The 17,184-nt window shown below is 63.7% G+C and carries 13 protein-coding genes; 6 read left to right on the top strand and 7 right to left on the bottom strand.

Annotated elements, in window-relative coordinates; all coding sequences use genetic code 11:
* Positions 1-157 (top strand): IS3 family transposase (locus tag JV551A3_RS31460; RefSeq protein WP_413038302.1); only part of this gene is annotated, 157 nt, incomplete at its 5' end.
* 123 nt (positions 158-280) lie between these two features.
* On the opposite strand, the gene JV551A3_RS23680 is transcribed toward JV551A3_RS31460, so the two are convergent.
* Both JV551A3_RS23680 and JV551A3_RS23675 read right to left on the bottom strand, forming a co-directional pair.
* Complete coding sequence (locus JV551A3_RS23680; RefSeq protein ID WP_133974597.1) at positions 281-1,588, bottom strand: NAD(P)/FAD-dependent oxidoreductase; 1,308 nt, start codon at positions 1,586-1,588, stop codon at positions 281-283.
* A 23-nt stretch (positions 1,589-1,611) separates the two neighbouring features.
* Complete coding sequence (locus JV551A3_RS23675) at positions 1,612-2,976, bottom strand: glutamine synthetase family protein (RefSeq protein WP_133974594.1); 1,365 nt, start codon at positions 2,974-2,976, stop codon at positions 1,612-1,614.
* A 569-nt stretch (positions 2,977-3,545) separates the two neighbouring features.
* Here JV551A3_RS23675 and hrpA point away from each other — a divergent pair.
* Positions 3,546-7,451: an ATP-dependent RNA helicase HrpA gene (gene hrpA / locus JV551A3_RS23670; RefSeq protein WP_133974592.1), complete on the top strand. Its 3,906-nt coding sequence runs from the start codon at positions 3,546-3,548 to the stop codon at positions 7,449-7,451.
* Positions 7,452-7,688: 237 nt separating this feature from the next.
* Positions 7,689-8,810 carry a beta-ketoacyl-ACP synthase III gene (locus JV551A3_RS23665; RefSeq protein WP_133974590.1) on the top strand — a complete coding sequence of 374 codons (1,122 nt, stop codon included), beginning with the start codon at positions 7,689-7,691 and terminating at the stop codon, positions 8,808-8,810.
* Between the two features lie 198 nt (positions 8,811-9,008).
* On the opposite strand, the gene JV551A3_RS23660 is transcribed toward JV551A3_RS23665, so the two are convergent.
* A complete protein-coding gene (locus JV551A3_RS23660) occupies positions 9,009-10,253 on the bottom strand; it encodes a putative porin (protein ID WP_114168310.1) in 1,245 nt (414 codons plus the stop codon).
* Positions 10,254-10,516: 263 nt separating this feature from the next.
* On the opposite strand from JV551A3_RS23660, the gene JV551A3_RS23655 reads away from it, so the two are divergent.
* Positions 10,517-11,644, top strand: coding sequence for a GNAT family N-acetyltransferase (locus JV551A3_RS23655; RefSeq protein WP_133974588.1), 1,128 nt, complete (start codon positions 10,517-10,519; stop codon positions 11,642-11,644).
* A 124-nt stretch (positions 11,645-11,768) separates the two neighbouring features.
* Here JV551A3_RS23655 and JV551A3_RS23650 read toward each other — a convergent pair whose 3' ends face one another.
* The 4 genes from JV551A3_RS23650 to JV551A3_RS23635 form a co-directional block, all read right to left on the bottom strand.
* On the bottom strand, positions 11,769-13,601 hold the full coding sequence (locus JV551A3_RS23650; RefSeq protein WP_133974586.1) for an ABC transporter ATP-binding protein: 1,833 nt from the start codon (positions 13,599-13,601) through the stop codon (positions 11,769-11,771).
* A gap of 63 nt (positions 13,602-13,664) precedes the next feature.
* The gene (locus JV551A3_RS23645) at positions 13,665-14,222 is read right to left on the bottom strand and encodes a peptidylprolyl isomerase (protein WP_133974584.1); all 558 of its coding nucleotides are present in this window, start codon (positions 14,220-14,222) and stop codon (positions 13,665-13,667) included.
* Positions 14,216-15,028, bottom strand: a complete 813-nt coding sequence (locus JV551A3_RS23640) for an alpha/beta fold hydrolase (protein ID WP_133974582.1) — start codon at positions 15,026-15,028, stop codon at positions 14,216-14,218. The genes JV551A3_RS23645 and JV551A3_RS23640 overlap by 7 nt, the downstream gene beginning before the upstream one ends.
* Before the next feature lie 13 nt (positions 15,029-15,041).
* The gene (locus JV551A3_RS23635) at positions 15,042-15,965 is read right to left on the bottom strand and encodes a LysR family transcriptional regulator (RefSeq protein ID WP_012273620.1); all 924 of its coding nucleotides are present in this window, start codon (positions 15,963-15,965) and stop codon (positions 15,042-15,044) included.
* A 48-nt stretch (positions 15,966-16,013) separates the two neighbouring features.
* Between JV551A3_RS23635 and JV551A3_RS23630 the strand changes: the two genes are divergently transcribed.
* Both JV551A3_RS23630 and JV551A3_RS23625 read left to right on the top strand, forming a co-directional pair.
* On the top strand, positions 16,014-16,328 hold the full coding sequence (locus tag JV551A3_RS23630; protein WP_012051530.1) for a hypothetical protein: 315 nt from the start codon (positions 16,014-16,016) through the stop codon (positions 16,326-16,328).
* Between the two features lie 109 nt (positions 16,329-16,437).
* Entirely contained in the window at positions 16,438-17,037 is a 600-nt protein-coding gene (locus JV551A3_RS23625) for an FMN-dependent NADH-azoreductase (protein WP_112253200.1), read from the top strand.
* Positions 17,038-17,184: the final 147 nt, after the last annotated feature.

Here is a 17,184-nt window from a genome sequence, read left to right as displayed (position 1 = left end):
GACGCTAAAGTCAGAATGGGTGCCGCCCAAGGGCTACAAGGAAGTTGAAGAGGCCAAGCAGGACATGACCAGCTTCTTCATGCGATACAACCGAATCAGGCTCCACAGCTACAACAACTACTTGTCGCCAATAGCTATGGAGCAGCAGGCGGCTTGATCACCGTAACTGGTGTCCGGAAATACTTGACCAGAACAAGCCAGCTCCCACAGGTACTCCACAATTCTCAAAACTTGTGGAGTACCTGTGGGAGCTGGCTTGCCGGCGATGAGGCCAGTGAACTCAGCGCAGTTTTTCCAGCATCTGGTAGTACCACATCCCCGCCGCCAGCAGCGGATTCCCCAGCAAGTCCCCCATCGGCACCCGCACATGCTTGCACTGGGCAAAGGTGTCGAACTTCTCCAATGTCCCGGTCAATGCCTCGGCCATGATCTCGCCCATGATGTGGCTGGTGGCAATCCCGTGCCCCGAATAACCCTGGCAATACCACACGTTCTCCGACAGCTTGCCCAGCTGCGGGATGCGGTTGACCACGATGCCCATGGCGCAGCTCCACTGGAACTCGATCGGCACCCCTTTCAACGCCGGGAAGGTGCGCTCGATGCACGGGCGCAGTTCGCCTTCGATATCCCGTGAATCACGGCCGGAATAGTTGGCGCCACCGCCGAACAGCAGGCGCTTGTCAGCGGTCAGGCGGTAGTAGTCGAGGACGAAGCGGCAGTCGTATACCGCCAGGTCCTGCGGGTTGATCTGTTCGGCCAGCTCCCCCAGCGGCGCGGTGGTGACGATGCCGCCCATGGCCGGGAAAATCTTGCCCTTGAGCTGGCGCTTTTCCAGTTTGTGGTACACATCGCCGGCCAGCATCACCTGGCGCGCCTCTACCCGCCCGTGCGTGGTGACCACCGCCGGGCGCGGGCCGTGGACGATGTCCAGCACTTCGGAGTTTTCGAAAATCAGCGCCCCCAGGCCATGGGCAGCACGGGCCTCGCCCAGGCACAGGTTGAGCGGGTGCAGGTGCAGGTTGCGCAGGTTCTTCAGCGCGCCCAGGTACAACGGGCTCTGCAGGTGCTCGGCCATGCCGGCGCGGTCCAGCAGTTGCACCTGCTCGCCCATGCCCCGGCGCTGGGCCTCGGCCTCGAAGGCGCGCAGCTCGGCCATGTGCGAAGGCTTCATTGCCGCATGCAGGTGGCCGCGCTTGAGGTCGCAATCGATGCCGTAGCGCGCCACGCGCTGCTCGATCACCTGGTGACCGCGCCAGCGCAGGTGCCAGATGAAGTCATCGACCTCGGCACCCAGGCGGTTGCGCATCTGCGAGCGCATGGCTTCATCGCCCGACAGGCTGCCGGTAACCTGGCCGCCGTTGCGCCCGCTGGCACCCCAGCCGATGCGGTTGGTTTCGACGATGGCCACCTTCAGGCCTCGCTCGGCCAGTTCCACCGCCGTGGCGACGCCGGTGAAGCCACCGCCGATGATCGCCACATCCACCTGCACCGTGCCCTTGAGTTGCGGGTACTCGGTGTGGTCGTTGAGGGTGGCGCTGTAGTAGGACGGCGCGCGCTGCGCCGGGCCCTTGTTCAATGCTGCGTTCATGAGGGTTCCTTGTAATCTGGGGCTCAGGCCTGGTGCAGGTACCAGCGCCAGTCCTGCTCGCTGACTTCGGCCATGAACTGGCGGTACTCGGCGCGCTTGACCTTCAGGTACACGCCAAGGAAGTCCTCGCCCAGTGCTTCGCGCGCCCAGCTGGAGTGCTGCAGCGCGTCGAGTGCAGTCAGCCAGTCGGTGGGCAGGTGTTCGGTGGCCTGGGCATAGCCGTTGCCTTCCACCGGTGCCCCCGGGTCCAGCTGTTCGCGGATGCCCCGGTGGCTGGCGGCAAGGATCGCCGCAGCGGCCAGGTAGGGGTTGGCATCGGCGCCGCAGATGCGGTGCTCCACATGCCGGCTGTTGGCCGGGCCGCCTGGTATGCGCAGGCTCACGGTACGGTTGTCCACGCCCCAGGTTGGCGCTAGCGGGGCATAGCTGTTGGCCTGGAAGCGGCGGAACGAGTTGGCGTTGGGGCAGAACAGCAGCAGCGAGTCGCGCAGGTGGCGCAGCATGCCGGCCACGGCCTGGCGCAGCAGCGGGGTGCCGGCCTTGTCTTCACTGGCGAACAGGTTGTTGCCGGCGCTGTCGGCCAGGCTCAGGTGCATGTGCATGCCGGTACCGGCCAGTTGCGCGAACGGCTTGGCCATGAAGCAGGCCTGCATGCCATGGGCGCGGGCAATACCTTTGACCAGGCGTTTGTAGCGCACTGCCTGGTCCATCGCCTGCAGGGCGTCGCCGTGCTCAAGGGTGATTTCCACCTGGCCGGGGGCGTATTCCGAAATCGCCGTGCGGGCCGGGATGCCCTGGGCCTTGCAGGCGGCGTAGAGGTCGGCGAGGAACGGCTCGATCTGCTCCAGTTCGCGCAGGCCATACACCTGGGTGGTGCGTGGGCGGCCGCCGTCGTTGTCCAGTGCCGGTTGCGGGCGGCCCTGGGCATCAGGTTTCTGGTCGAGCAGGTAGAACTCCAGCTCGCAGGCCATCACCGGATGGTAGCCGTCGGCCTTCAACGCCTCGATGGTACGCAGCAGCACGTGGCGCGGGTCGGCGACGCTGGCCGGCAGGCCCTCGCTCGGGTGCATGCTCACCTGCACTGCGGCGGTCGGCACCCGGCGCCAGGGCAGGCGCACCAGGCTGCCTTCAAGCGGGTAGGCGCGGCAGTCGATATCGCCCACGTCCCATACCAGGCCGGAGTTTTCCACGTCGTCGCCGTTCAGGGTCAGGCCGAGGATGGTGCTGGGCAGCGGCCGGCCGGTCTGGTACACGGCCAGCAGTTCATCGCGGTGCAGCAGCTTGCCGCGCGGTACGCCGTTGGCGTCGAGGATGAACAGTTCGAACAGCTCGATATCGGGGTTGTCGGCCAGAAAACGGCTGGCCTGCTCTACGGGTGCAAAGTGCATGTTGGATTCGCTCGCGGGTGCACGGGCCACCGCGCATGCAGGCGGCCCGGCTGAGTCAAACGGCCAGACGATGGCCGGGTTTGGTCACAAAGGCGAGAGCGGGAAATCCGGTGGGCGTGCGTGACGGCAGTGCCACAGGGCCCAAAAGGCGAGGATGATATGGACCAGCGGATTTTCACCGGCACGGCGCCTGGCCTTCGCTTGCGAAGGGCGGGACGACGGTGGGGCGATGGGCTGGACGGGAGTCATGCCTTTGATACTCACATGCGGCGTAAGGTTGATTAAAGCAGTGAATGGCAACCTTTACATAAGCCCTTGCTAAACTTTCAGCCGCCGTGCGATCCCTGTAGGAGCGGCCTTGTGTCGCGATGGGGCGCGCAGCGGCCCCAGGTTTTCAGCTTCGCAACAAAGATTGGCGGGGCCGCTGCGCGCCCCATCGCGACACAAGGCCGCTCCTACAGGGGCAGCGCCAGCCTGGACAGCAAAGCAGGCCCAAATCTGCGACAATCGCGCATCCTTCGAATGCCGATCATGAAAAAGCAGGCCCACCTGCATCACTAAAAAGCCCCATGACTGACCACGCCATCGACAAACTGCTGCAAAACCTCGACCACGCCATGATCGCCGACCGCCATCGCCTGCGCCGGCAATTGCACGAACTGCGCAAGCGCCCCGACGAGGCCAAGCTGGCGCAGTGGGTGGAAAGGGTCCAGGCGTCCTGTGCCCAGGTCACTGCGCGCCAGCAGAGCGTGCCGACCGTGCGCTACGACGACAGCCTGCCGATCGCTGCCAAGCGTGACGAAATCAAGAAGGCCCTGGCCGAGCACCAGGTGCTGGTGATCGCCGGCGAAACCGGCTCTGGCAAGACCACCCAGTTGCCGAAGATCTGCCTGGAGCTGGGCCGTGGCAGCCATGGCCTGATCGCCCACACCCAGCCCCGCCGCATCGCCGCGCGCAGTGTTGCCGCGCGGGTTGCCGAAGAGCTGGGTACGCCCCTGGGCGGGCTGGTCGGCTACCAGGTGCGCTTCGAGGACCAGAGCGACGCCAACACCCTGGTCAAGCTGATGACCGACGGTATCCTGCTGGCCGAAACCCAGCACGACCGTTTCCTCGAGCGCTACGACACGATCATCGTCGACGAAGCCCACGAACGCAGCCTGAACATCGACTTCCTGCTCGGCTACCTGAAGACCCTGCTGCACCGTCGCCCAGACCTGAAACTGATCATCACCTCGGCGACCATCGACCTTGAGCGTTTCTCCCAGCACTTCGACGGTGCGCCGATCATCGAGGTGTCCGGGCGTACCTTCCCGGTGGAAACCTGGTACCGCCCGCTGACCAGCGAGCAGGACGAGGAGGGCAACCAGATCGAGGACGACCTCACCGTCGATCAGGCCATTCTCGCGACCCTGGACGAACTGGCACAGCACGAGCGCAGCGAGGGCAAGGGCCCCGGCGATGTGCTGATCTTCCTCCCGGGCGAGCGCGAGATCCGCGATGCCGCCGAGATCCTGCGCAAGGCGCAACTGCGCCACACCGAGATCCTGCCGCTGTACGCGCGCCTGTCGCCGGCCGAGCAGCAGCGCATCTTCCAGCCGCACACCGGGCGCCGTGTGGTGCTGGCCACCAACGTTGCGGAAACCTCGCTGACCGTGCCCGGCATTCGCTATGTGATCGACACCGGCACCGCGCGCATCAGCCGCTACAGTTACCGCGCCAAGGTCCAGCGCCTGCCCATCGAGGCGGTGTCGCAGGCCAGCGCCAACCAGCGTAAGGGCCGCTGCGGCCGGGTCGAGCCGGGCATCTGCGTGCGCCTGTACAGCGAAGAGGATTTCAACAGCCGGCCGGCGTTCACCGACCCGGAAATCCTGCGCACCAACCTGGCGGCAGTGATCCTGCAGATGCTGCACCTGCGCCTGGGCGCAATCGACGCCTTCCCGTTCATCGAGCCGCCGGATGGCAAGGCCATCAGCGACGGTTTCAACTTGTTGCAGGAGCTGTCGGCGGTCAACCGCGAGAACCAGCTGACGCCGATCGGTCGCCAGCTGGCGCGCCTGCCGATCGACCCGCGGCTGGGCCGCATGCTGCTCGAAGGCGCCCGCCTGGGCAGCCTGCAGGAAGTGCTGATCGTCACCAGTGCGCTGTCGGTGCAAGACCCGCGCGAACGCCCGCCGGAGCGCCAGCAGGCCGCTGATCAGGCGCACGCGCAATGGAAGGATGTAGATTCCGACTTCGCCGCGCTGGTCAACCTGTGGCGTGGCTTCGAGGAACAGCGTCAGGCGCTGACCGCCAACCCGCTGCGCAACTGGTGCCGCAAGAACTTCCTGAACTACCTGCGCCTGCGCGAATGGCGCGATGCCCATCGCCAGCTTGCGCTGATCTGCCGTGACCTGCAGTTGACGGTGAACAAAGAACCGTGCGACTACCAGAAGATGCACAAGGCCATTCTCAGCGGTCTGCTCAGCCAGATCGGCCAGAAGACCGAAGAAGGCGACTACCAGGGGGCGCGGCAGCGGCGCTTCTGGGTACACCCGTCGTCGGGCCTGGGGCGCAAGCGCCCGCAGTGGGTGATGGCCGCCGAACTGGTCGAGACCACCAAGCTGTACGCACGCATGGTGGCCAAGATCGAACCGGACTGGATCGAACCGCTGGCCGGCCACCTGGTCAAGAAAAACCACTTCGAGCCGCACTGGGAGAAGAAGCGCGGGCAAGTGGTGGCCTATGAACAGATCACCCTGTACGGCCTGATCCTGGTTGGTCGCCGCCCGGTGCATTTCGGCCCGATCGACCCGGTCACCTCACGCGAGCTGTTCATCCGCGAAGGCCTGGTGGGTGGCGAAATCCAGTCGCGGGCCAAGTGCCTGGCGGCCAACAAGCGGCTGCTGGAAACCCTCGACGAACTCGAAGCCAAGGCCCGTCGGCGCGACATCCTGGCTGACGAAGAAACGCTGTACGCCTTCTACGAAGCGCGCCTGCCAGCGGAAATCCACCAGACCGCGACCTTCGACGCCTGGTACCGCATGGGCAGCCAGAAGGACGCCAACCTGCTGATCATGCGCGAGGAAGACGTTCTGGCGCGTGAGGCCAGCGAAGTGACCGCTGCGCAGTACCCCGACAGCCTGCAGGTGGGTGAATTGCGCCTGCCGCTGAGCTACCACTTCGAGCCCGGCCACCCGCGTGACGGCGTGACCGTGCGGGTGCCAGCGCCGCTGTTGCCGAGCCTGCCGGGCGAACGCCTGGAGTGGCTGGTGCCAGGCCTGCTGGAAGCCAAGTGCGTGGCGCTGGTGCGCAACCTGCCCAAGGCCTTGCGCAAGAACTTCGTGCCGGTGCCGGACTTCGTCAAGGCCTCGCTGGCGCGCATGACCTTCGGCCAGGGCGCATTGCCTCAGGCCCTGGGTCAGGAGCTGCTGCGCATGACCGGCGCCCGGGTGTCCGACGAGGCCTGGGACGAGTCGGTCAACCTGGTCGAAGGCCACCTGCGCATGAACATCGAAGTGGTCGATGGCCAGGGCAAGTTTCTCGGTGAAGGCCGCGACCTGGCCGAGCTGACCGCGCGCTTTGCCGCCGCTAGCCAGGCAGCGCTGGCCGTGCCGCGTGACGCCAAGAGCGAGCAGCCGGTGCAGGCCAAGGCCTTCAGCGAGGTCAAGCAGACCGCCCAGCAGAAGATCGCCGGCCTGTCGATGACCGTGTACCCGGCGCTGGTGGAAGAGGGTGGCACCGTGCGCGAAGGGCGCTTCTCGACCCAGGCCGAAGCCGAGTTCCAGCACCGCCGCGCCTTGCAGCGCCTGTTGCTGCAGCAGTTGGCCGAGCCGGCCAAGTACCTGCGCGGCAAGCTGCCAGGGCTTACCGAACTGGGCCTGCTGTACCGTGAAATGGGCCGGGTCGAGGCGCTGGTCGAGGATATTCTGCTGGCCAGCCTGGACAGCTGCATCCTTGAAGGTGAACAGCCGCTGCCACGTGATGGTGCGGCCCTGGCTGGCCTGGCCGAACGCAAGCGCGGCAGCTGGGCCGAGCATGCCGAGCGCCTGGCACGGCAGACGTTGGAAGTGCTGAAGCTGTGGCATGGGCTGCAGAAGCGCTTCAAGGGCAAGATCGACCTGAGCCAGGCGGTGGCGTTGAACGATATCAAGCAACAGCTCAGCAACTTGGTGTACCCGGGCTTCGTGCGCGAAACGCCTGGGGCCTGGTTCAAGGAACTGCCGCGTTACCTCAAGGCGGTGGAGCTGCGCCTGGAGAAGCTCGGTTCGCAGGTGCAGAAGGACCGGGTGTGGAGTGGCGAGCTGGCCAACCTGTGGGCGCAGTACAAGGCCCGTGCCGACAAGCATGCCCAGGAAGGCAAGCGCGATGAACAGCTGACTGTGTACCGCTGGTGGCTGGAGGAATACCGGGTGTCGCTGTTTGCCCAGCAGTTGGGAACCAAGGTGCCGATTTCCGACAAGCGATTGAGCAAGCAATGGAGCCAGGTGGAGGGATAAACTTCCACAGTTGTGGCAATATTGATGCAATTTGGGGCCGCTTGGCGGCCCCTTCGCGGGCACGCCCGCTCCCACAGGAACAGCAATGTCCTCGGAGCGACGCGATCCCTGTGGGAGCGGGCGTGCCCGCGAACGAGGGCGCAGCCCTCGCCCTTAAATTGGTACTAAAGTGCCATTAACCTGTCATGTTTCCCAGCCAGCGCCCCGTGGCGATGGCCTTTGACCAGAGGAACGACCGTGCATAACGTCGTGATCAGCGGCACCGGCCTGTACACCCCGGCCCAGAGCATTTCCAACGAAGAACTGGTGGCCTCCTTCAACGCCTGGTCGCAGCAGTTCAACCAGGACAACGCTGCCGCCATCGAACGCGGTGAAGTCGAAGCGGCGCCGCTGTCCGATGCGGCGTTCATCGAAAAGGCCTCGGGCATCAAGAGCCGCTTCGTCATGGACAAGGCTGGCATCCTCGACCCCCAGCGCATGAAGCCGCGCCTGCCAGAGCGCTCCAACGACGAGCCGTCGGTGCTTTGCGAAATGGCCGTGGCTGCCGCCCGCCAGGCCCTGGAGCGCGCCGGTCGCACCGCCGCCGATGTCGATGGGGTGATCGTCGCCTGTTCCAACCTGCAGCGCCCGTACCCGGCCATTGCCATCGAAGTACAGCAGGCGCTGGGCATCCAGGGCTTTGCCTTCGACATGAACGTGGCCTGCTCGTCGGCCACTTTCGGCATCCAGACCGCCGCCAACAGCGTGGCCCTGGGCCAGGCGCGCGCGGTGCTGATGGTGAACCCGGAGGTGTGCACCGGCCACCTGAACTTCCGTGACCGCGACAGCCATTTCATCTTTGGCGATGCTGCCACTGCGGTATTGCTCGAACGTGCCGACAAGGCCACCTCGGCGCACCAGTTCGACATCGTCAGCAGCAAGTTGTGGACCGAGTTCTCCAACAACATCCGCAACAACTTCGGCTTCCTCAACCGCGCGGCGGAAGAGGGCGAGGGTGCAGCGGACAAGCTGTTCATCCAGGAAGGCCGCAAGGTGTTCCGCGAAGTGTGCCCGAAGGTGGCCGAACTGATCGGCGAGCACCTGCAGGAAAACGGGCTGCAGCCCAGCGATGTGAAACGCTTCTGGCTGCACCAGGCCAACCTCAGCATGAACCACCTGATCGTCAAGAAGTTGCTGGGACGTGAAGTGGCCGAGGAAGATGCACCGGTGATTCTCGACCGTTACGCCAACACCAGTTCGGCGGGGTCGGTGATTGCCTTCCACCTGTACCAGGACGACCTGCCCAAGGGCTCGCTGGGGGTGTTGAGCTCGTTTGGTGCGGGGTATTCGATTGGTAGCGTGATTCTGCGCAAGCGCTGATTGAGCGCAAGCCAGTACCGGCCTCTTCGCGGGTGAACCCGCTCCCACAGGGACACCACAGCATTTGAAACTGTGATATCCCTGTGGGAGCGGGTTTACCCGCGAAGAGGCCGGCGCATTTTTCACAGGCAAAAAAAGCGGGAAACGCCGGATGGGGTCGGCATTTCCCGCTTCAGGTGACGCAGCGCAGGGTATCGCTTAGAACTTGGCTTCCAGGTCTACCTGCAGGGTATCTACATCGGCATCGCTGTTGGGCAATTGCGACAGATCGGTCTTGGCCATCAGGTAGGCCGCGCCCAGGGAGAAGTTCTTGTCGATTTCATAGCCGACCTTGAACTTGTGCCCGCGCGAACCGGTAAAGCCGTTGCCAAAGTCGGAGTCGGTGAACAGGCTGACCACCGCGTTACGCTGCACGTCGCGGTAGTTGTAGTCCAGGCTCCAGGCGCCGACCTTGGTTTTCAGGCCTGCCAGCCAGGCCTGGTCTTCGCCATCGGTGCTTTCGGTGTTCTTCACGTACTGGCCGTACGCAGACAGCGGGATGGCAAAGCCGGTGAAGTCCAGCTGGCCGAAGCCTTCCACCAGGTTGAACTCGTTGGTGGTGTTGCCGAACGACTGCAGAATGGTTGCTTCCTTGTCGTTGTCGTAGCCATAGATACTGGCACCGACGGTCAGCTTGAGCACATCTGCCGGTGCGAACTTGGCGCCCAACTGGCCGTGATAGACCTGTGCGTCATGCTTGTATTGCACACCGTCGCCATCGACGTTGTCCTTGAGGGTGTACTGACCGGCGCTGGCGAACACTTCGGCCCCGCCCAGGTCGGTCTTGTAGGTGGCTGCCACGCCTTCCGGGTTGATGTCGCTGTCCCAGATGATGTCGCCCATGCTCACCCATGGCTGCGCCATCTTGCCGCCAATCAGGTGCAGGTTGGGAACTGCGGTCGGGTGCCAGTCGAGGTAGGCCTGGTCGACCCACAGCGACTTCTTGTCGAAGTAGTTGTCGAAGCTCTGGTTGGTCGAACGGCGGTCGGCGCTGCTGCCAGTGGCGATACGGATGCCGGCGTCGACCTGCGGGTTGATTTCGCTGTAGAAGCCGACACGAGCACGCACGCGCTGGCGGTCCTGGTTGCCGCTGCTGCTGTTCGGGTTGTCGACGTTGACGTCTTCGTAACGCAGGCGCACATCACCCTTGACCTGGGTCTTGGCGGCCCATGCCACTTTCTGTTCAAAGGAGCTCATCCGGTCGGACTGAGCTTTCTGAGCGGCCTTTTCCTTGGTTTCTTGAGCCAGGTCCGCCTGCAGTTCGTTGTACTGCGCCTGGTTGATCGAGCCGTTGGCGCGGAGCATTTCGAGCAGCTTGGCGTCGACAGCTGCACTGGCCGGAGTACTCAGAGCCAGCATCATGCCGGTGAGGCTCACTCCGGTAAGTGTAGAAACAAGACGCATAAGGTTCTCCCTGTTGAATAAGATGGGGGAGGCTCAAGCGCCCGCCCCTGTATTGGCATGTCTTCGGAAAGGGCCTGAATAGACAGGTTCTGGGGTTCCGGAAAACAGGCGCAAGTATTGCGGGGGCGAGTGACAGATTAATGTCGAATTAGTGGCACTGCTGTTAAGTAATTGAGAATGAAAGGATCTGTCCCGGCGATCGTGATTTGAGTGGCGGGCCTTCCTTGGGGATACTGGGTACCTTGAAACAGCGAGCCAAAACCGTGACCAGCCTGTACAGCCTTGCCCATTTGCGTGATCTTCCGGCGGCCACCTGGGATGCCCTGGTGCCGGCCGGCCAACCGTTCCTGCGCCATGCGTTTCTCAGCGCCATGGAGGATAGCGGCAGCGTCGCGCGCAACACCGGCTGGGCTGCCGAGCACCTGGTGCTGGAACGTGACGGGCAGGTACGGGCGCTGCTGCCGGCGTACCGCAAATGGCACTCGTTTGGCGAGTACGTGTTCGACCATGGCTGGGCCGATGCCTGTGAGCGAGCCGGCATTGCCTACTACCCCAAGCTGCTTGGTGCCGTGCCGTTCAGCCCGGTCAGCGGCCCGCGCCTGCTCGCCGCCGACCCAGCCGATGGCCTGCTGGTGCTGCAGGCGTTGCCGGAGTACCTGGGCAAGGGCGGGCTGTCTGGCGCGCACATCAATTTCACTGACCCGGCGCTGGACGAACTGCTCGCTGGCCAGCCAGGCTGGATGGAGCGCCTGGGCTGCCAGTTCCATTGGCGCAATCACGGCTACCGCGACTTCCAGGATTTCCTCGACAGCCTCAGTTCACGCAAGCGCAAGCAAATGCGCAAGGAACGTGAACAGGTAGCCGGGCAGGGCATCGATTTTCGTTGGTACCGCGGGGCTGAGCTGGACCAGGCGCAGTGGGATTTCGTCTACCGCTGCTACGCCAACACCTATGCGGTGCGCCGTCGTGCGCCCTACCTGACCCGCGAGTTCTTCAGCCTGCTGGCCGAGCGCATGCCCGAGGCGCTACGCGTGGTGATGGCGCGCCAGGGCGGGCGTGATGTGGCCATGGCCTTGAGCCTTGTGGGTGGCGACAGCCTGTTCGGTCGTTACTGGGGTTGCCTGGATGAATTCGACCGGCTGCATTTCGAGACCTGCTTCTACCAGGGCATGGACTTTGCCATTGCCGAGGGTTTGCAGCGTTTCGATGCCGGGGCGCAGGGCGAGCACAAGTTGATTCGCGGGTTCGAGCCGGTGCTGACGCGGTCATGGCACTACCTGCTGCACCCGGGGCTGCGGCGGGCGGTGGAGGATTTTCTGGTGCAGGAGCGGGACGGGGTGCGGGCGTATGCCGAGGAAGCCAGGGGGATGCTGCCCTATCGCCGGGACTGATCCATTTGTATTGGCTGTGCCGGCCTTTTCGCGGGTAAACCCGCTCCCACAGGGATCGCACAAACTCCACTGCCTATGCAGTACCTGTGGGAGCGGGTTTACCCGCGAAGAGGCCGGCAAAGATTCAATCCACCCCGACAAACCCCCCGGTCTGGTGATGCCACAACCGGGCATACAAGCCTTGCTGCTCCAGCAGCTCACTATGGCTGCCACTTTCGACAATCCGCCCCTTGTCCAGCACCACCAGCCGGTCCATCCGCGCAATGGTGGAAAGCCGGTGGGCAATGGCGATGACCGTCTTGCCCTGCATCAGTGTCTCCAGGCTTTCCTGGATCGCGGCTTCCACCTCCGAGTCCAGCGCCGAAGTGGCCTCGTCCATGATCAGGATCGGTGCATTCTTCAGCAGCACCCGGGCAATAGCGATGCGCTGGCGCTGGCCGCCCGACAGCTTGACCCCGCGCTCCCCCACATGGGCATCGAAACCGGTGCGCCCCTGGGCGTCCGACAGCTGCGGGATGAACTCGTCGGCGCGGGCCCGGCGCACCGCTTCATGCAGCTCCGCCTCGCTGGCACCGGGGCGACCATACAGCAGGTTGTCGCGGATCGAGCGGTGCAGCAGCGAGGTGTCCTGGGTGATCATGCCGATTTGCGCGCGCAGGCTGGCCTGGCTCACCTCGGCAATGTCCTGGCCGTCGATGAGAATGCGCCCACCCTGCACGTCATACAGCCTTAGCAGCAGGTTGACCAAGGTCGACTTGCCTGCCCCGGACGGGCCGATCAGGCCAATCTTCTCGCCCGGGCGGATGTCCAGGTTGAGCCCTTCGATCACGTTGGCGGCCTTGCCGTAATGAAAGTCCACGTCATCGAAACGCACCGCACCGCGGCTGACCTTGAGCGCCGGCGCATTTGGCCGGTCGGTGACGGTGACCGGTTGGGCGATGGTCTGCAGGCCGTCCTGCACCATGCCGATGTTCTCGAAGATGCCGTTGACCACCCACATGATCCAGCCCGACATGTTAACGATGCGGATCACCAGGCCGGTGGCCAGGGCGATGGCGCCCACAGTGATCAGCGACTGGCTCCAAAGCCACAGCGCCAGGCCGGTGGTGGTGACCACCAGCAGGCCGTTGAGGGTGGTGATGACCACGTCCATGCTGGTGACCACGCGTGCGGCCAGCTGGGTCTTCTCGGTCTGTTCGCTGATCGCTTCGCGGGCATATTGCTGTTCGTAGTCGGTGTGGGCGAACAGCTTGAGCGTGGCGATGTTGGTGTAACCGTCGACGATACGGCCCATCAGCTTGGAGCGGGCGTCGGAGGAAATCACCGAACGCTCCTTGACCCGGGGGACGAAGTAGAACAGCGCGGCAATGTAGCCGGCGATCCATAGCAACAGCGGCAGCATCAGGCGCCAGTCGGCCTCGGCAAACAGCACCAGCGAGGTGATGGCGTAGATCAGCACATGCCACAGCGCATCCACCGCCTGCACCGCAGAGTCGCGCAGTGAGTTGCCGGTCTGCATGATGCGCTGGGCGATGCGCCCGGCAAAGTCGCTCTGGAAGAAATTCAGGCTCTGCTTGAGCACATAGGTGTGGTTCTGCCAGCGGATCAGGCTGGTCATGCCGGGGTTGATGGTCTGGTGCACCAGCAGGTCGTGCAGGCCGAAGAACACCGGCCGCAGCAGCAGTACCACCACCAGCATCCAGATCAGCTCACCGCTGTGTTCGCTGAAGAAACTGGCATTGGGGGTGCCCTGGGCCAGGTCGATGATGCGGCTGAGGTAGCTGAACATCGCCACCTCGATCAGCGAGGCGACCAGGCCGACCACCAGCAGGGCGAGAAAGCTGGGCCACACTTGGCGCAGGTAATACAGATAGAACGGCCACACGCTGGTAGGTGGCGATTCAGTGGGTGCTTCGCGAAAGATATCGATCAGTTGTTCAAAACGGCGGTACAGCATGGGTAACGACACTCCTGTTCCATCCGGCCCTCAGGCGGTTTCACGTCCCTGTGAAGCCTGCGGTCAGTCGATGCGTTTGGCCGACTTGATGTAGACCGGGTCGGCCGGTACATCACGCATGCCTTTTTTGATGGTGGTCGGCGAATTGACAATCTGGTCGACCACTTCCATACCTTTGGTCACTTTGCCGAACACGGCGTAACCGGCGTCGCGGCCCGGGTTGAGGAAATCATTGTCGGCGACGTTGATGAAGAACTGGCTGGTGGCCGAGTTCGGGTTGGAGGTGCGCGCCATCGACAGTGTGCCGCGGGTGTTCTGCAAGCCGTTGCTGGCTTCGTTGCGAATCGGGTCCTTGGTGTCTTTTTGCACCATCTGGTCAGTAAAGCCCCCGCCCTGGACCATGAACCCCGGGATTACCCGGTGGAAGATGGTGTTGTTGTAGAAGCCACTGTCGACGTACTCGAGGAAATTCTTGGTACTGATCGGTGCCTTCTCGGCATTCAGTTCGATTTCTACCTGGCCGAAGCTGGTGTCCAGCAGTACGTGCGGGGTCTTGTCGGAGGCCATGACGCTGGTGGCGAAGGCGACCGAGCAGGCGGTGAGCAGGAGTTTTTTCAGCATGGGCTCAAAGATCCTTGAGAGGTGGAAGCGGCTGCAAGGAACTGCAGCAGGGTCTGGTTGAAGACCTCGGGTTGGTCGAGGGGTGTAGCGTGCCGGGAATCGTCGATGACCACCAGCCTGGCGTGGGGCATCAGGGCGACGTAGCGTTCTTTCAGTTGTATCGGGGTGTAATCGTGGTCGGCGGCGATGACCAGGGTAGGACAGTGGATCTGCCCGATGCGTTCGTGCACGCCCCAGTCGACGATGGCGTCGAAACTCTTGAGGTAGGCGCGCTTGTCATTGCGCGCCCAGCGCTGGGCCATCTTCTCTCGCAGCTCGGCCTGCCCGGGTTTGGGGAACAGGCGTTCGGCCAGGCCCTTGCCGACGGTTTCGACACTGAGGATGCGCGCCAGGCTCCAGCGTTTCAGCCACCAGAGCCAGTCACTGCGGGTGCGGCGCTTTACCTCGGGGGCGCTGTTGACGATGCACAGGCTGCGCAGCCATTGCGAGTGGTCGACGGCGAACTGAAAGCCGACCATGCCGCCCATGGACAGGCCGACGAAGTGCACCGGGCCGGTGTGCAGGTGTTCGAGCAGGGCCAGCAGGTCGGCACTGAAGGTGGCGATCTGGTAACCGTCGCGGGGTTTGTCCGAGCGGCCGTGGCCGCGGATGTCCATCACGATCACCCGGTAGTGCTGGCTCAGCAGCGGCACCTGCATTTCCCAGTCCTGGCAGCTGGAACCCAGGCCATGCAGCAATACCAGGGGTTCACCCTGGCCATATTCCGCGTAATGCAGTGCGCATCCTTCGTGTTCGAAATAGGCCATGGGCGCGGTCCTCTCAAGCTTGTGGGGGGGCTGCGAAGGGCACGTCCAGCGGCGCGGTGTCGAAATTGCGCAGCAGGTCGATGAGAATCTGCGTGGCCGGGCCCAAGGTCTTCTCTTTGCTCGAATAAAGGTAGAACAGTGGGTGGCGGCTGCCACCCTGATCCAGCGGCAACGGCTTGAGCACGCCTTCGCGCAGCTCGCGCTCGATCATGTGCCGGGGCAGCCAGGCAAAGCCCAGGCCGCTGCTGACGAAGGTGGCGGCAGTGCCCAGGCTGCCGACGGTCCAGCGTTGCTCGGCACCCAGCCAGCCGACATCGCGTGGCTGGGCGCGGCCGGAGTCGCGGATCACCACCTGCAACTGGCTTTCCAGGTCCTGGAAGGTCAGTTCACGGCCCAGGCGGTGCAGGCTGTGTTCGGGGTGGGCGACGGCGACGAACTCCACCGCGCTCAGTTCGGCGCCCAGGTAGCCGCCGATGCTGTAGCTGCTGATGGCGAGGTCGGCGATGCCTTCGTGCATCACTTCCTCGACGCCAGACAGCACTTCCTCGCGCAGGCGCACACGGCAACCACGGCTCTGCGGCATGAACGCGGCCAGGGCACGTACCAGACGAGCACTGGGGTAGGCGGCATCGACCACCAGGCGTACCTCGGCCTCCCAGCCCTGTTCCATGTGGTGGGCAAGGTCTTCGAGCTGGCTGGCCTGCTTGACCAGGTGGCGTGAACGGCGCAGCAGCACATTGCCGGCCTCGGTGAGCACTGCCTTGCGGCCGTCGATGCGCAGCAGCGGCACGCCCAGTTGCTCCTGCATGCGGGCCACGGTGTAGCTGACCGATGACTGCGAGCGGTGCAGTGCCTCGGCGGCCTGGGCAAACCCGCCATGATCGACCACCGCCTGCAGGGTTCGCCACTGGTCAAGGGTTACGCGCGGCGCTTTCATCTTTCGCTCCTGTTGTCCTAAGCTGCGCTCTTTCAAGGAGAGCGGCCCATGAAGAAATGTTGTGCGGCAATACTGATGTGCCTGCCCCTTGGGGCCATGGCTTATCCCATCGATGTGGAGAAGGAACTGACCGGGGTAAAGCTCGACTACACCGCCTATGACACCGCCTATGACATTGGCGCCATCACCCTCAACAACTATGGGCAGGTACCGGCGGCGTGCAAGGTAACCTTTCGCAACGGCCCGGAGGCACCACGGGTGCGCCGGGTGAACGTACCGGCCGGTAAAAGCGTCGATGTCACCGCCAAGTTCAATCGGCAGATCATCAAACTACGGATCGCCTTGAACTGCAGTGCAGAATAAACTGATAAATCGATAGATTGAACCCATTTTTTACGCTTTTTTATCGATAGGTCAAGCCGTAATCTCACCTCCATCGAATCGCAACCCTTTTTGCCGATGGAGGCACCCCATGTCCCGCGTACTGATCATCGAAAGCAGCGCCCGCCAGCAGGATTCCGTTTCCCGTCAGCTGACCCGTGATTTCATCCAGCAGTGGCAGGCCGCCCATCCGGCCGATCAGATCAGTGTGCGCGACCTGGCCGTGAACCCGGTGCCGCACCTGGACGCCAACCTGCTGGGTGGCTGGATGAAGCCCGAAGATCAGCGCAGCGCCGCCGAACTGGACGCCTTGGCCCGCTCCAACGAATTGACCGATGAACTGCTCGCTGCCGACGTGCTGGTGATGGCTGCGCCGATGTACAACTTCACCATCCCCAGCACCCTCAAGGCCTGGCTGGACCACGTGCTGCGTGCCGGGATCACTTTCAAGTACACCCCCACCGGCCCGCAGGGCTTGCTCACCGGCAAGCGCGCCATCGTCCTGACTGCCCGTGGCGGCATCCACGCCGGCGCCACCAGCGACCACCAGGAACCGTACCTGCGCCAGGTGATGGCCTTCATCGGCATTCACGATGTCGACTTCATCCATGCCGAAGGCCTGAACATGAGCCCTGACTTCCATGAGAAGGGCGTCAACCAGGCCAAGGCCAAGCTGGCGGCGGTGGCCTGAGGCTTAGCGAATTCCCAACCCTGACACCTGTTGTTGCTCCTTTGGGTGTACCTGCCCGGCCTGCATGGCCGGGCTTTTTTATGCCTGGAATTTCATGGGTGCCTGTGCCGGCCTATTCGCGGGTAAACCCGCTCCCACAGGAATATC

It is taken from the genome of Pseudomonas inefficax, assembly GCF_900277125.1.
GTDB classification, from domain to species: Bacteria; Pseudomonadota; Gammaproteobacteria; order Pseudomonadales; family Pseudomonadaceae; genus Aquipseudomonas; species Aquipseudomonas inefficax.
Note: the sequence above shows the minus strand (reverse complement) of the source record. Positions and strands in the feature narration are given on the sequence as shown.

Coding starts and splice junctions, on each gene's coding strand:
- JV551A3_RS23645 (WP_133974584.1), bottom strand. CDS start 14,222: ATGCTGAAAAAACTCCTGCTCACCGCCTGCTCGGTCGCCTTCGCCACC.
- hrpA (WP_133974592.1), top strand. CDS start 3,546: ATGACTGACCACGCCATCGACAAACTGCTGCAAAACCTCGACCACGCC.
- JV551A3_RS23625 (WP_112253200.1), top strand. CDS start 16,438: ATGTCCCGCGTACTGATCATCGAAAGCAGCGCCCGCCAGCAGGATTCC.
- JV551A3_RS23680 (WP_133974597.1), bottom strand. CDS start 1,588: ATGAACGCAGCATTGAACAAGGGCCCGGCGCAGCGCGCGCCGTCCTAC.
- JV551A3_RS23650 (WP_133974586.1), bottom strand. CDS start 13,601: ATGCTGTACCGCCGTTTTGAACAACTGATCGATATCTTTCGCGAAGCA.
- JV551A3_RS23675 (WP_133974594.1), bottom strand. CDS start 2,976: ATGCACTTTGCACCCGTAGAGCAGGCCAGCCGTTTTCTGGCCGACAAC.
- JV551A3_RS23660 (WP_114168310.1), bottom strand. CDS start 10,253: ATGCGTCTTGTTTCTACACTTACCGGAGTGAGCCTCACCGGCATGATG.
- JV551A3_RS23640 (WP_133974582.1), bottom strand. CDS start 15,028: ATGGCCTATTTCGAACACGAAGGATGCGCACTGCATTACGCGGAATAT.
- JV551A3_RS23630 (WP_012051530.1), top strand. CDS start 16,014: ATGAAGAAATGTTGTGCGGCAATACTGATGTGCCTGCCCCTTGGGGCC.
- JV551A3_RS23635 (WP_012273620.1), bottom strand. CDS start 15,965: ATGAAAGCGCCGCGCGTAACCCTTGACCAGTGGCGAACCCTGCAGGCG.